The 15494-nt window shown below is 44.6% G+C and carries 13 protein-coding genes; 9 read left to right on the top strand and 4 right to left on the bottom strand.

All coding sequences use genetic code 11. The annotated features are described in order from the left end of the window. Window positions 1–3: 3 nt before the first annotated feature. The 4 genes from OCV57_RS01410 to rsmA all read right to left on the bottom strand — a co-directional run bounded on the left by OCV57_RS01410 (window position 4) and on the right by rsmA (window position 6914). Window positions 4–1206, bottom strand: a complete 1203-nt coding sequence (locus tag OCV57_RS01410; protein ID WP_022287953.1) for a glucose-1-phosphate adenylyltransferase — start codon at window positions 1204–1206, stop codon at window positions 4–6. Between the two features lie 35 nt (window positions 1207–1241). Continuing rightward, window positions 1242–3263, bottom strand: coding sequence for a 1,4-alpha-glucan branching protein GlgB (gene glgB, locus OCV57_RS01405; RefSeq protein WP_267300264.1), 2022 nt, complete (start codon window positions 3261–3263; stop codon window positions 1242–1244). A gap of 243 nt (window positions 3264–3506) precedes the next feature. Continuing rightward, window positions 3507–5783 (bottom strand): SpoIIE family protein phosphatase, encoded by a 2277-nt coding sequence (locus tag OCV57_RS01400; protein ID WP_267300263.1) that lies wholly within the window; start codon window positions 5781–5783, stop codon window positions 3507–3509. A gap of 270 nt (window positions 5784–6053) precedes the next feature. Next, complete coding sequence (rsmA, locus tag OCV57_RS01395) at window positions 6054–6914, bottom strand: 16S rRNA (adenine(1518)-N(6)/adenine(1519)-N(6))-dimethyltransferase RsmA (RefSeq protein WP_118161714.1); 861 nt, start codon at window positions 6912–6914, stop codon at window positions 6054–6056. Between the two features lie 722 nt (window positions 6915–7636). Between rsmA and OCV57_RS01390 the strand changes: the two genes are divergently transcribed. The 9 genes from OCV57_RS01390 (at window position 7637) to OCV57_RS01350 (ending at window position 15480) form a co-directional block, all read left to right on the top strand. Next, window positions 7637–7855: a YdeI/OmpD-associated family protein gene (locus tag OCV57_RS01390; protein WP_267300262.1), complete on the top strand. Its 219-nt coding sequence runs from the start codon at window positions 7637–7639 to the stop codon at window positions 7853–7855. 410 nt (window positions 7856–8265) lie between these two features. After that, complete coding sequence (purE, locus tag OCV57_RS01385) at window positions 8266–8763, top strand: 5-(carboxyamino)imidazole ribonucleotide mutase (RefSeq protein ID WP_117956406.1); 498 nt, start codon at window positions 8266–8268, stop codon at window positions 8761–8763. A 167-nt stretch (window positions 8764–8930) separates the two neighbouring features. Then, entirely contained in the window at window positions 8931–9647 is a 717-nt protein-coding gene (purC, locus tag OCV57_RS01380; protein WP_022287346.1) for a phosphoribosylaminoimidazolesuccinocarboxamide synthase, read from the top strand. 5 nt (window positions 9648–9652) lie between these two features. Beyond that, window positions 9653–11074, top strand: a complete 1422-nt coding sequence (locus OCV57_RS01375) for an amidophosphoribosyltransferase (protein ID WP_267300261.1) — start codon at window positions 9653–9655, stop codon at window positions 11072–11074. A 5-nt stretch (window positions 11075–11079) separates the two neighbouring features. After that, on the top strand, window positions 11080–12504 hold the full coding sequence (purF, locus tag OCV57_RS01370) for an amidophosphoribosyltransferase (RefSeq protein ID WP_022287348.1): 1425 nt from the start codon (window positions 11080–11082) through the stop codon (window positions 12502–12504). Window positions 12505–12526: 22 nt separating this feature from the next. Continuing rightward, the gene (gene purM / locus OCV57_RS01365) at window positions 12527–13567 is read left to right on the top strand and encodes a phosphoribosylformylglycinamidine cyclo-ligase (protein ID WP_267300260.1); all 1041 of its coding nucleotides are present in this window, start codon (window positions 12527–12529) and stop codon (window positions 13565–13567) included. A 12-nt stretch (window positions 13568–13579) separates the two neighbouring features. Beyond that, on the top strand, window positions 13580–14212 hold the full coding sequence (gene purN / locus OCV57_RS01360) for a phosphoribosylglycinamide formyltransferase (protein ID WP_267300259.1): 633 nt from the start codon (window positions 13580–13582) through the stop codon (window positions 14210–14212). Between the two features lie 22 nt (window positions 14213–14234). Further along, entirely contained in the window at window positions 14235–14951 is a 717-nt protein-coding gene (locus OCV57_RS01355; RefSeq protein WP_267300258.1) for an IMP cyclohydrolase, read from the top strand. Window positions 14952–14982: 31 nt separating this feature from the next. Beyond that, window positions 14983–15480 carry a TFIIB-type zinc ribbon-containing protein gene (locus tag OCV57_RS01350; RefSeq protein ID WP_267300257.1) on the top strand — a complete coding sequence of 166 codons (498 nt, stop codon included), beginning with the start codon at window positions 14983–14985 and terminating at the stop codon, window positions 15478–15480. Window positions 15481–15494 lie beyond the last annotated feature (14 nt).

Below are 15494 nucleotides of genomic sequence, written 5' to 3'. Positions count from 1 at the left end.
TTCTTAGATATTCTCGTAAATTATTGCCTTTGGTGCAACAACACTGCCGTCAGAAACGGTCAGATTATTGCCCACTACAGCAACGCCCCATGAGTCCTTGTCCTCGATAGTTTCAGGTCTTGCACCGATCTGAGCGTTCTCACCGATAACAGTGTTCTCGCCAACGATAGCATACTCGACCTTTGCACCCTTCTTGACAACTGCGCCAGGCATAAGGATAGAATCCAGTATCTCAGCGCCTTCCTCAACAGTAACGCCGTCAGAGATCATTGAGAACTCGACAGAGCCGTCGATAACGCAGCCCTCTGTTACCATAGAGTTCTGTACCTGAGCGTTCTTGCCTATGCTCTGAGGTGGCATAACAGGGTTTCTTGAGTATATCTTCCAGCTTGTGTCATAAAGATCGATAGGAATGTTAGGATTGATAAGGTCCATATTAGCTTCCCAAAGAGAGTCGATAGTTCCAACGTCCTTCCAGTAGCCGTCAAAACGATAAGCCACAAGCTTCTCGCCTGCTTCTCTCATGTCAGGAATAATGTTCTTGCCGAAGTCCTTTGAAGCTTCCTTGTCGTTCTCATTAGCGATAAGATAAGCTTTCAGCTTCTTCCAAGTGAATATGTAGATACCCATTGAAGCAAGAGTTGAACGAGGGTTCTTTGGCTTCTCCTCGAAGTCTATGATGTTGTCGTCCTCGTCGGTTATCATGATACCGAAACGTGACGCCTCTTCCTTTGGAACGTCCAGAACAGCGATAGTAGCGTCAGCGTTCTTAGCTTTGTGATATTCAAGCATCTTGTTGTAATCCATTTTATAGATATGGTCGCCTGAAAGAACAACAACATACTCAGGGTCATATCTGTCTACAAAAGCGATATTCTGATAAATAGCGTTTGCAGTACCCGAATACCAGTCAGCGCCTGAAGCTGTCTGATAAGGAGGAAGCACATGAACGCCTCCGTGTATTCTGTCAAGATCCCAAGGCTGACCGTTTCCAATGTACTCATTGAGTACCAATGGCTGATACTGTGTCAGCACGCCCACTGTGTCGATACCTGAATTGATACAGTTCGAGAGAGGGAAATCAATGATACGATACTTAGCACCGAAAGGTACTGCCGGTTTTGCAACGCTCTGTGTCAGGGCATACAATCTGCTTCCCTGACCGCCTGCCAGCAGCATTGCAACACATTCTTTTTTGTTGAACATAATTAATTCACCCACCAATTTTTATTAAGTCTATATTACTCAGCCTTTTTAGCTGTGGACTTCTTAGTTGTTTTCGCCTTAGCGGCTTTTTTGACAGCAGTTTTCTTAGCCGCCGTCTTTGTCTTTTTCTTATTCTCTGCCTTTTTCTCAGGCACAGGTCTTTCCTCTTTCTTCACCGTGAAATACATACAAGAGAACGCAGGAATGTCGATGCAGACTGACTGGTCAAAGCCGTGCATCTTAACATCTACCGCCTTGACAGTACCGTTCGTGCAAGGGGATCCGTCAACAGAAGACGAGTTGAACACCTCTGTATAGCTGCCCCAGTAAGGAACGCCAAAGCAGTATGACTTTCTTTCCACAGGAACGAAGTTGCAAACCACGATGACCTCTCCGCCGTTTTTGTCAAAACGTCTGAAGATGATGATACTCTGCTTGAAATCGTCATTTGATATCCAGCTAAAGCCCTCCCAAGAGAAATCTCTTTCCCAGAACTGAGGGTGGTCAAGATAGAAATGATTGAGGTTCTTGGAGTAGTTCAGATAATTGCGGTGGTTCTCATATTCGTCCACCATGAACCATTCCAGACCATTCTCGTAATCCCACTCTCTGAACTGAGCAAAATCAGCACCCATGAACAGAAGCTTCTTACCTGGGTGAGCCATCATATAAGCCATGAACAGCTTGCACTGCTTGAACTTATTGTCGATATCTCCACCATACATTTTATTTACCAATGAAGCCTTACCATGCACCACCTCGTCATGAGAGATAGGCAAAATAAAGTTTTCAGAGAAAGCATAGAAGAATGAGAACGTGAGCATATCATGATGAAAAGCTCTGTCAATAGGGTCAAGAGCCATATATTTGAGCATATCGTTCATCCAGCCCATGTTCCACTTGAAGTTGAAGCCAAGACCGCCGTCGCTCGCAGGCTTTGTTACCATAGGCCATGAAGTTGACTCTTCAGCTATCATAAGGGTATTAGGGTTTCTTCCGAACACAGCGGTATTGAGATCCTTGAAGAACTGAACAGCTTCAAGATTTTCCTTGCCACCGAACTTGTTAGGCGTCCACTCTCCGTCACGTCTGTCATAGTCAAGATAAAGCATAGACGCAACAGCGTCAACTCTCAGACCGTCAACGTGATATTTTTCTATCCAGTAAAGAGCGTTCGAGATAAGGAACGACTTTACCTCGCCCTTTGAATAATCGAAAACTCTCGTTCCCCAAGTGAGGTGATCTGCCTTTTTCGGGTCAGAGTATTCATATGACGGACCACCGTCAAACTCGAACAGTCCTGCCTCATCTCTAGGAAAATGCGCAGGCACCCAATCAAGGATAACGCCTATTCCTGCCAAATGGAAAAGGTCTATCATTTTCATGAAGTCATAAGGCGTTCCGAAACGTGAAGTCGGCGCAAAATAGCCGATACCCTGATAGCCCCAAGAGCCGTCAAAAGGATATTCCGCCAGCGGCATAAGCTCGATATGAGTATAGCCCATTTCCTTTATATAAGGGATTATAGTATCTGCAAATCTAACATATGAGAAATATTTTCCGTCAGGACAAGCCTTCCATGAATTGAGATGTACCTCATAGATATTCATAGGACAATTGTAGATATCCTTAGACTTCTTCTCGGCCATCCACTTTTTATCGCTCCAAAGATAATCGTCTATATCGAAAACCTTTGAGCCGGTGTTCGGAGCGACCTCCATGTGTGTGCCGTACGGATCAGCCTTATAATGGGTCTTGCCGTCACAGCCGTGGATACAGTATTTATATGCATCATAAGTCTTAAGCCCTGTAACAAAAGCCTCCCACACCTCTGAGTCGTCTATCTTCTCCATTGGAGTGGCATTTTCGTCCCAGTCATTGAAATCTCCCACAACAGAAATGCCCTCAGCGTGTGCTGCCCAGACTCTGAAATAATATCCTTCTATGCCGTCTTTCTCTCCCTTATGGCAGCCAAGAAACTTATATGTTTCGCAGTTTGTGCCATTGTGGAAAAGATAGAGCGGCAGTTCATAATCCTTTGGAATAATATCTATCATAATTCAGCCTCCCTTGTCTTTTTGTGAAAACCGCTGAATAATTTCGGTGTTTCATACTTACATTTTAATCTTTTTTGAACAATTTTGCAATAGTTTTAGTAGTTATTCTCGTATTCGCACATATTTCAACAGATAGTTTTATATATTTTGCACAATAGATTTTATATAATAACATAGAAAAAGTAAAGTCAAAGTATACAAAAGTAAAAAATTGCAGGCAAAAGTCGGCAAAGTCATTTACATTCATTTTTCATTTTCGTCACGAAGTGAAATTTTTGCGGCAATAATAGTTATATCGTCACGCCTGCCTCCTGTTCGCTGAGCAAGCGCCTTTGCGCCAAGCGCCGTGACTATCTCCTGAGCGTTCATTCCGTTACAGCGGAGTATCTCTCGTGCTGTAGCGTCCTCGACACCGTCTGAGGTCATAAGCAGAACGTCCCCGTCAAAGAGCTTAAGCTCGCTCACATCAGGAGTACACTCCGCAAGTATCCCAGCAGGAAAAGCCTGTCCGCCGATAGCTTTAAGACCGCCGTCACGGAAAAGAAAGCTTTGCGCCGCACCAGATTTCAGAAACTGCACCGTTCCGCCATTAAGCTCCAGCCGCATTATATCAAGGGTCGCAAAAGATTCCTCCCAGCCCTTAACTCTGAGCATGGAATTTATAAGCCTATGAGCTGTCTGCATAGACATTCCCGATCGTATGAGCCTTGTAACAAGACTTACGGAAAACAATGAATCCAGTCTTGCTCTTTTTCCTGTTCCCATGCCGTCTGAAAGGACGATATACTTTTCGTTGACGCTTGAATCGAAGACTTCAAAGCTGTCCCCCGAATATTCTCCGCTTGACGAAGCTGAAAAGCTTTTTATATCAACTGTGAATTTCGGTATTTCCGCGAAGGACATTCTGGTTATATTATCCACCTTGACTATCACTGGCATATCAAGGTCATAATCTATCATTTCTGAAAGCGTTGCTGTGAGCCTTACAAGATCACCCCTGAACTGAGCAGTTATAAAAACATCCACACGCTGGCAAAGGTTTTCGTCTATGTAAACGCAGGCTTTCACATTTGGATAGCCAAGGTTTGAGAAATGCTCCCTTACTCTTGCTGAAAGCTGAGGATCAACGCTTCTCACCTGACCTGCCCTGAAAGAAAGGTCGGATAAGATATCCTCCATGGAGGAAAGCTGTTCGCTTAAAAACTCACGCATTTCACGAACTCTCATGCTGTCGGCACGTTCTGCCACAAAGTCGGTATACAACTCATTGAAGCTTTTGCAAAGAAGCGACTTTCTCACACAGCCTCCCAAATGCTTTTCAACGTCGTCAAGGCTGAGGTTATTATATGTACAGACTATGCTTTCAAGCTTTGAAAAGCTGTCATCAAGCTGTACACAACGCTTACTGCACACTGAATACATATCGCAATCGGTACAAACAACAGATCGTACACGCTTTGACAGTGTAGCTTCCTTTGAGCGTTTATCTATCGCCGCAGTGACCATTGTAAGCTGACCTCTGATACCGCCCAGAGTTCTCGAAGCCATATTGAGCTTTGAAGAAGTGGTCTGCCCTACAAGGTCAACGGAATTTTTCACTCCCACCACTTTTTTTGCCACCCTTTTTATCACAGGAACAGGCAGTGCGATAAAAAGCACAGAGCCTATAAGCAAATCAGCAAACATTGAAAATGTATCACCGTTCACGCCCATTGCCACAAGGCTCACAAGTGAAACTGCAAGGAAAACAAGCACTATCACAAGAGACCCAAATTGCAGAAAAGCTCCGCAGATAAGTCCTGACGTGGCAAGCAAAAGTGTATTTCTCGCAAGTGACGGAGTACAAAGGAGTACACCGCAGGTGGTCAATGCACCAACAACTGCGCCGCCTATATTTCTATACTTTCGCACTGCCATAAGCATAAACAAAGTGCCTGCTATCCTGCCCAGGTTCACCACACAGAGCGGTGCGGCAGTGATGGTCGAGATAAACATAATATAAAGTATAGCTGTGAAAACTCCGTTTATTCCTGTAAGGTCAAAAACACCGCTTCGGTTTTTTTGACGTTTTACGGTCAGTGCAATAAAAACAACACAGCCACACATGAGAGAGCTTATCATTCGCAGTGAAGCCGTATATGTATCCGATGGCATTGCCACCGACATTACACAGCTGAAAAGAAGCATTGATCCTGTTGTGAGGAGCGACACAAAAACGGGGTCGTCCTTATGGTCAGCAGATGGCATCACAAGCCTTACCGCCCCTATAACAAGTATCGCACAAAGCTGAACGATACCCTCTGAGAATGTTCCGTTTACAAAATATGCAAGTGCAGAGCCTAAAAAAGCAGGTATCACATTAGTTCCCGAAAGCACTGCAACCGCCACGTTCATTGACGAGGGGAAGCCTAAGATCTTTCCGAAGCTTGCCGCAAACGCTGCTGCCGCCGATAAAACAGCCATAAGTACATTCGTTTTGCCTGAGGTATGAAATTTTGCCGTATGCCGTATTTTTTCCATTGCTTATCACGTCCTATGTTTCCAAAATGTAATAATTACATTTTAGCAGGACTATCAAGCGAAAGGTGTCGCAATATGGGCTTGAAATTGAAATACTGACCAAATTTACGGACAGATCTCATAACTTTCAACGTCATGAAAATCTGCTGTTGAAATTCGGGATAGTTGCCGAGCAACGGGCGAACGAAATGGGACGTCGCATTTCTGCTTGCAGAAACTGAGCCGCTCCCCTGCAAGTAATGAAGTCTAATTGTACAAAAATATGTATAATTAGACAAGCTTTCTAAGGGCTTCGGAAAAGGTTATGAATTGTTCCATGGAAAGAGCTTCAGGACGGACGGAGGCAGGCAGGTCGCTTTGCTCTATCGCCTGATTTACTATAGATTTATCTATGCCCATTGATGATGATACGGAATTTGAGAGGGTCTTTCTTCGCTGTGAAAATGCTCCCCTAGCGACTTTAAAAAAGAACTTTTCGTCCGTCACGCCCTCGGGGGTCTTATCACGGATATCAAACCTCACCACGCAGCTGTCAACATTAGGCGAGGGCATGAAGCTTCCTCGTGATACGTTGAAAAGCAGTTTCGGTACAGAAAAATAATTTATTGCCACTGTGACTGCTCCCATATCTCTTGTACCCATAGGGGCACAAAGACGTGTGCCTGCTTCTTTCTGCACCATGACAGTAACAGACTTTATGGGCAGACGTTCTTCAAGGAGCATCATTAATATGGGCGAGGTTATATAGTAAGGCAGATTTGCACAAACGGCAACGTCCATGCCCTGAAATTCCTCGGCAATAAGCTTATGGAGGTCAGTTTCCATGACGTCGGCATTTATTATCTTCACATTGTCATATTCTGCAAGAGTTTCTGCAAGGACCGGCATAAGCCTGTCGTCAATTTCGATAGCCACCACCTTGTCGGCACGCTTGGCAAGCTCGTTTGTGAGAACGCCTATGCCTGTGCCTATCTCGATTATGCCGAAGCCTTTTTTTGCATTGCCCATTTCGGCTATCTTGGGGCAAACGGAGGGATTCACTAAGAAATTCTGACCGAGAGCCTTGGAGAAAGTGAAATTGTGTCTTGCGAGAACATCTTTTATCACACTTATATTAGAAAGATTATCCATTTATTAATACACCTCAGATTAACTGATAAATCGACAAAAAATTAACAAAATAATTATATCATATTAACAAAAGATTGTCAACTGATTTGGAAAAGAATAATATTCCTATGAAGTAAGGAATGACCCAGCGGAGCGATTTCTGCTTTGCAGAAATCCGACGTCCCGACCCCCTCGCACGTCTTTGTACATCTGCATGACTTTATGGTAAATTCAAACCTCGTCACTTCGAGCGGGCTGTCGAGGGCGCCAGCCCTTACAAGCATGATAGGATAGTTTTTTGTTCTGTCCTACAATGGTTGTAATCGTGGACTTGTTTCTTCGACGGGCGAACGCTGTTCGCCCCTACAGATTTGTTGCCGTAATTTTGTGGTTTTGTACGATTTTTATTCAATTTTCAAGCTTCAAACAAGGTGCAGGAAGTGCTTTTCTGTGCGATCAGAACCTCTCATCGTGTTCACCTAACTCACGCCCTCAGAATGTTTCCTCATACACTGCTACCTTGCAGGATATTCGATTTGGGATAATATCCTTATACTTATCCCGAAAATCACCACTTTTGTTGCATAAAAAAATGCAACAATTGCAGAAATGTTGCCAAATTAAAAAATAAATCATTTGTTTGCACAAATTACGGAGTGATAAATTGTGCAGTATCACATATAAGATCGTAAGGGTTTATTATTTTTATTGCCCGGGAAATAATATATGCGGAGGTGATAAAAATGAAAAACAACTCTTTTGCTCACGGGCAGGAATTGCCGCTGGGGCTGTCTATGGCTCTTGCTCAGGTGCCTGCGGCATATGCTTACTTTGCTAAGCTGGATCCGCTTCAAAGACAGCAGATAATCGACTCGGCACACTGTATTCGCTCCAAAGAGGAAATGCGTGGTTTCGTCAACAGCTTGTCAAACGGTCAGATCACTGATACAAGTATTTTCTGAACAAAAAGTTAATGTAGACAAATTTCACAATAAATCAAAGATTAATTGATATAAATTTTATATAAATATGTGTTGAAATTTATCTATAAATATTGTACAATATTATTGTAAGGCTTTGTATACTGTTATGGAAAAAATCAGTAAAAAAGCTTTCGCAGACAGTTTTGCTCCGCTTTACTGTCTGGTAATATTGTGCAGTATTTTTTGTATGTATTCAGGAGAGATGTATGACTGAAATGTGCTGTTTTTCATCAATTACATATTCTTTTATGGGTAGGTCTTTAAGTATAATTGCGTCCTGCCTTGATTTTTTGCACTCTAACGATCTAATTATGCACTGACTAAAACTGCAACGCCATTGTTGCAGTTTTTTATTTGTAATTTTTTGTTTTACTTGGAGGTATAAATTTATGAAAAAAGTTGCGGTAATAATGGGTTCTGACAGCGATTTTCCTGTTGTCAGCAAGGCTGTTGCTGAACTTAAAGCTTACGGTGTTCCTTACGAATGTCACGTTATGTCTGCTCACAGAACGCCTGCGCTTGCAAGCGATTTTGCTGACAAAGCTAAGGGAAACGGCTTCGGAGTTATAATCTGCGCTGCCGGAATGGCGGCTCATCTTGCGGGAGTTATTGCAGGTCACACAACGCTTCCTGTTATCGGTATCCCTTGCAAGGGTGCTAACTTCGACGGCATGGACGCTCTGCTTGCTACCGTTCAGATGCCTAGCGGTATCCCTGTTGCCACTGTCGCAGTTGACGGCGCTAAGAACGCTGCTATACTTGCTATTCAGATGCTCGCTCTTTCTGACGAGGGTCTGGCTGAGAAGCTTGAAAAGGCTAAGCAGGATATGATAGACGGCGTTGTGGCTAAGGACAAGGCTTTACAGGACAAGCTTGCTGCGCTTTGATTTTTTGATACAGACATATAGCTCGGCTGTATGTTATATTTGATATATCGGGGAAGTTCTGCTGTCGGCGGGCGAACGATGTTCGCCCCTACATATTAAAACGGCAGTGGATATGTTTTCGGTGTATCATATAAATAATGTAAATAAATTTATGGAGGAATAAATCTATGGAAAACATTGTAAAGACAGAACAGCTCTATGAGGGCAAGGCTAAGAAAGTATTCGCTACTAACGACCCTGATCTTGTTATCGTTGATTACAAGGACGACGCTACTGCTTTCAACGGCGAGAAGAAAGGCACTATCGTTGGCAAGGGTGCTATCAATAACAAAATGACAAACTATATGTTCAAGCTTCTTGAAAAAGAGGGTATCCCTACTCATCTTGTTGAGGAGATCTCTGACAGAGAGACTATCGTTAAGAAGGTCGAGATCGTTCCGCTGGAAGTTATCGTAAGAAACGTTGCAGCAGGAAGCTTCTCAAAGAAGCTCGGTATCGAGGAAGGCACAAAGCTCAAGCAGCCTACACTTGAGTTCAGCTACAAGTGCGACGAGCTTGGCGACCCATTCATCAACAAGTATTATGCTCTTGGTCTTGGTCTTGCTACTGAGGAAGAGATCGAGGATATCACAAAGTATGCTTTCAAGGTAAATGAGTTCATGCTTGGCTTCTTCAAGAACATCGGCATTGACCTTATCGACTTCAAGATCGAGTTCGGCAGATTCCACGGAAAGATACTTCTTGCTGACGAGATCTCACCTGATACTTGCCGTTTCTGGGATTCTAAGACACATGAGAAGCTCGACAAGGACAGATTCAGAAGAGACATGGGCGGCGTTGAAGAGGCTTACCATGAGATGATAAAGAGAGTAATGGGAGAATAATATCTATGGGCGGTTTTTTCGGAGCTGTTTCAGCTAATGACTGTATTCAGGACGTTTTCTTCGGGACCGACTATCATTCACACTTAGGCACAAGGCGGGGCGGAATGACTTCATTCTCCCCTGAGCTTGGCTTTCAGAGAAATATTCACAGCATTGAAAACTCACCATTTCGTACTAAATTTGAAAAAGACGTTGACAAAATGAGAGGAAACATCTGTATCGGCTGCATAAGCGACACAGATCCTCAGCCGATAATGGTACGCTCCAAGTTAGGACTTTACGCAGTGTGCTCTATCGGTGTAATACAAAATGCCGCTAAACTGGCTGACGAACTGCTTGAAAAGGGCTGCGCAAACTTTGAAACAATGAGCAGCGGCGCTATCAATTCCGCAGGGCTTATCGGTGCGCTGATCGCACAGAAGAACAGCTTTGTTGACGGCATAAGATACGCACAGGACAAGATAGAAGGCACGATGTCACTTGCAATAATGACAGACAAGTCGATGATCGTTGCCAGAGATAAGGACGGACGGCTTCCTATTATAATAGGACAGCGTTCTGACGGATATTGCTTTTCTTTTGAATCATTTGCATATCAGAAGCTTGGATACTCCACCTGTCACGAACTAAAGGCGGGAGAGATAACCGAGATAACCAAGGACGGCTACAATATCCTCAGCGAGGGTACAGACAAGAAAAAGATCTGCACTTTCCTTTGGACTTATTACGGCTACCCTACCGCTTGCTATGAGGGCGTGAACGTGGAGCTTATGCGAACACGCAACGGCGAGATAATGGCAGAGAACGATATGAAAAACGGCAGGCTCCCTGACGTTGATTTCGTTTGCGGAATACCTGATTCGGGCGTTCCTCACGCTATAGGATATGCAAACAAAAGCGGCATACCTTTTGCAAGACCATTCATCAAGTACACTCCTACGTGGCCTAGGAGCTTTATGCCAACAAGCCAGTCTATGAGAAACAGAGTTGCGAAGATGAAGCTTATACCTGTTCACGAACTTATCGAGGGCAAGAAGCTTCTGTTCGTTGACGACAGTATCGTCAGAGGAACTCAGATGAGGGAAACTGTTGAGTTTCTTTATGAGAACGGTGCAAAGGAAGTCCACATGAGATCAGCCTGTCCTCCTATCATGTATGGCTGCAAGTATCTTAACTTTTCACGCAGCACCTCGGAGCTTGAACTTATCGCAAGACAGATCATTGATGAGAACGAGGGTATCGAGGGAGTTAAATACATTGAAGAATACAGCGATTCAAGCACTGAGCGTGGCAAGCTCCTCAGGGACGAGATATGCAGAAGACTTAAACTTACCTCTGTTGAATTCCAATCGCTTGAAGGCACTGTAAAGGCTGTGGGTCTGCCAAGCTGTGAGCTTTGCACCTACTGCTGGAACGGAAGGGAATGATTTAATTGGTAACAGGTATCCATGAAGAATGCGGCGTTTTCGGCATTTATACTAACAAGACAAGCGATGTTGCGGCTCAGACTTATGTATCTCTTTACGCATTACAGCACAGAGGTCAGGAAAGTTGCGGTATCGTTGTAAACGACGACGGCGTGTTCAGCTATCACAAGGACGTGGGTCTTGTCAATCAGGTTTTTGACAAGGAAACTCTCGAACGGCTCGGCAAGGGCAATATTGCTATAGGTCATGTGAGATATTCGACCACAGGCAACTGCAATGCTTCAAACGCTCAGCCGCTTGTTGTTCGTCACATAAAGGGTCCTATGGCTATCGCTCACAACGGAAATCTTACTAACGCAAGAGAACTTAGAGAGCAATATGAAAACAAGGGCATGATATTCCACAGCACAAATGATACTGAGGTCATATCATACGCCATAACCGAGGAACGTCTTAGAGCACCGTCTATACAGGCGGCGCTTGAAAAAGCTATGTACAGGATAAAGGGTGCGTATTCGCTGCTCGTTATGTCGCCGACAAAGCTTATTGCGGCGAGAGATCCTGACGGCTTCAGACCCCTTTGCCTCGGAAAGATAGACGACGGCTATGTGGTAGCGTCGGAGACCTGTGCTTTTGACAGCATCGGCGCTGAATACATAAGAGATCTTAAACCAGGTGAAATGATAGTTATTGACAAAAACGGTGTGAACTCTATCACGACTCACTGTGGTAAAAAGGGTACTATATGCGTATTTGAATATGTATATTTTGCTAGACCTGACTCTGTTATCGAGGGGTCTAGCGTTCACATGGCAAGGCTCAGGGCAGGAAAATATCTTTGGAGAGAACACCCTGTTGACGCTGATATTGTCATAGGCGTGCCTGACTCGGGACTTGACGCTGCGCTGGGATTTTCTCAGGAAAGCGGCATACCATACGGCATCGGATTTATCAAGAACAGATACATAGGCAGGACGTTCATTCAGCCTAGCCAGACAGAGAGGACGAACTCCGTCAAGATAAAGCTCAACGCTATTTCAAGCACTGTTAAGGGCAAGAGGGTCGTTATGATAGACGACAGTATCGTCAGAGGAACGACTTCGGGACGTATCGTCAAGCTGCTGAGGGACGCAGGTGCAAAGGAAGTTCACGTTCGTATCTCCTCCCCTGCATTCATTGCACCATGCTATTTCGGAACGGATATAGACAGCAAGGAAAATCTTATCGCCTGCAAGATGACCAATGAAGAAATATGCGAATATATCGGTGCAGACAGCTTGGGATATCTCAGTGTTGAAAGCGTTAAAAAGCTTGCGGGAAATTCAAAGTGTGATTTCTGCGTAGGCTGCTTTACAGAGAAATACCCTATCGAAGTTCCTAAGGATATGCCTAAGGACAAATTTGAATCGAAGATATCGGAAAAGAAGTAAATAACTGAAAGGATATTTTATCATGAATACAAACAGTTTTTCAAACAGCTACAAGGAAGCAGGCGTTGACGTAACGGCAGGCTACAAGGCAGTTGAGCTTATGAAGCAGCACGTTGCAAGGACCATGACGAGCGGTGTTCTCAGCGGCATCGGCGGCTTCGGCGGTCTGTTTGAGCTTGACATGACAGGTATCACAAAGCCTGTTCTCGTTTCAGGCACAGACGGCGTTGGCACAAAGCTCAAGATAGCTTTTCTTATGGACAAGCATGACACAGTTGGTATCGACTGCGTGGCAATGTGCGTAAACGACATTATCTGCTGCGGCGCAAAGCCACAGTTTTTCCTTGACTACATCGCTGTTGGCAAGAACTATCCTGAGAAGATAGCTCAGATAGTTTCTGGAGTAGCAGAGGGCTGTGTACAGTCAGGCTGTGCGCTTATCGGCGGCGAAACGGCTGAGATGCCTGGTTTCTACCCTGTTGACGAATATGACCTTGCAGGCTTCTCTGTTGGCGTTGTTGACAAGGACAAGATATTTGACCCAAGCACTCAGAAGGCCGGTGACGTTATGATAGCTATCAAGTCAAGCGGTGTTCACTCAAACGGCTTCTCACTGGTAAGAAAGGTATTCAGTGTTGACGAAAAGACTCTTTCTGTTCACTATGACGAGCTTGGCAAGACACTGGGCGAGACACTTCTCACACCTACAAAGATATATGTAAAGGCTGTCATGAGCCTGCTTGACTCTGTTAAGGTAAAGGCTATATCTCACATCACAGGCGGCGGATTCTATGAGAACATTCCACGTTCACTTCCAAGCGGTCTTTCCGTTAAGATAGCAAGAAGCGACGTTCAGGTGCTTCCTATTTTCGACGTTATCGCAAAGACAGGAAACATTCCTGAGAGAGATATGTTCAACACATTCAACATGGGCGTTGGTATGACTGTTGTTGTTGACAAGACTGACGCTGACAAGGCTATCGAAGCTATCAAGGCGGCAGGCGAAGAGGCTTACGTTCTGGGCGAACTTGTTGACTCTGACATGGGCGTTATCATCTGCTAAGGGTAAAGAGATATGAAGAAGATATGCGTTCTTGTTTCGGGCGGCGGAACAAACCTACAGGCGCTTATTGACGCTGAAAAAAGCGGCATTATAAAAAACGGCAAGATAACCTGCGTTATATCCTCGAAGGAGGGTGCTTATGCTCTGGAGAGGGCGAAAAATGCAGGTATCGGCACTGTCATTATTCCGAGAAAGGAATATGCTGACAGCAAGAGTTACAGCGAGGCTATACTGGCGGAGCTGAACAGACAATGTGCTGACCTTGTGGTGCTGGCCGGATTTATGGTCATTCTTGACGAATGCGTTACAAAGGCTTATCCTTACAGGATAATAAACGTTCACCCTGCGCTGATACCGTCATTCTGCGGCGAGGGCTTTTACGGACTTAGAGTTCACGAAAAGGCTCTTGAATATGGTGTAAAGGTATCGGGTGCGACTATACATTTTGTAAACGAAAAGGCTGATGCCGGTGCTATTATTTTGCAGGGCGCTGTAGATGTTGCAAATGACGAAACGCCTGAAAGCTTACAGAAGAAGATAATGGAAAACGTTGAATGGAAGCTTTTGCCTAAGGCGGTTTCGCTGTTCTGCGAGGACAGGATAAGCATTAAGGACGGCAAGGCTTACGTTGACCTTAAAGACTGAGAAAAATTATGGAGGACAAGATATGAAGACCCTTAATATTTATGACGAGCTTAAAAGCAACTCATATCCGGGCAGAGGAATAGTAATAGGCAAGTCTGCTGACGGAAAGAGTGCTGTGACTGCTTATTTTATCATGGGCAGAAGTGTTAATTCCAGAAACAGAGTTTTCACGGAAACTGAGGACGGCATCAAGACAGAAGCTGCTGACCCTAGCAAGCTTTCTGACCCACACCTTATTATATACTCCCCTGTTCGTGTGCTTGGAAACAAGACTATCGTTACAAACGGCGATCAGACGGACACTATCTACGAGCTTATGGACAAGCAGCAGACTTTTGAGCAATCTCTGAGAACGAGAGAGTATGAGGACGACGCTCCAAACTACACTCCTCGTATTTCAGGTATCATGCACGTTGAGAACGGCGCATATAATTATGCTATGAGCATACTCAAGTCCGCTGACGGCAACCCTGACTGCTGCGAGAGATTTACTTACACATACACCAACCCTCTTGACGGCGTGGGTCATTTTATCCACACTTACATGGGTGACGGCAATCCTCTGCCAAGCTTTGAGGGCGAGCCTAAGAAGGTGGAGATACCTAACGATATCGAGGAGTTCACCGGCAAGCTTTGGGAAGCACTCAACGAGGACAACAAGGTATCGCTGTTTGTAAGATACATTGATATCGCAGGCGGCAAGGCTGTTTCTAAGATCGTTAATAAGTACAGCAAGTAATATCCTATAGCGAAGCAGGAGTATAAAAAAAATGGAGTTAGTTGCATTAAAATGTCCCAAATGCGGCGGCGAGCTTGAAGTTCACGAGGGGCAGAAAAAGACGTTCTGCAAATACTGCGGGTCACAGATACTTCTTGATGACGGAAACAGGATAATAAACGTCATTGACGAGGCTAGGCTCAAAGAGATAAAGCTCAACAAAGAGGTATCGGACTTTGACAAGAAGCTTCGTGACGAAGAAGCGAGCGGCAGATACAAAAACGCTTCCCAGAAGCAGGGGTGGATAATAGCTTGCATCGTTTTGCACGTTATATTCACGCTTGTATTCAGCGGTGCGGTGATGTATCAGTCTGTATTTGCAATAATCGCTTCCATATGCTTATGGGTGGCTCTGCCTGTGATAATGGCGCTTATTAAACCGAGGAACGCTGGGGGCATGGGCAGGATAAAAACTGCGGTGCTTTTCTACATCACGTTCACTGCGATATTCTTCGGAGTGGGCAAGCTTTACTTACGTTTCATCAAATAGTCAGGGGGGAGCAA

This window comes from Hominimerdicola aceti (assembly GCF_025567495.1).
Classification (GTDB): Bacteria; Bacillota; Clostridia; order Oscillospirales; family Ruminococcaceae; genus Hominimerdicola; species Hominimerdicola aceti.
Note: the sequence above shows the minus strand (reverse complement) of the source record. Positions and strands in the feature narration are given on the sequence as shown.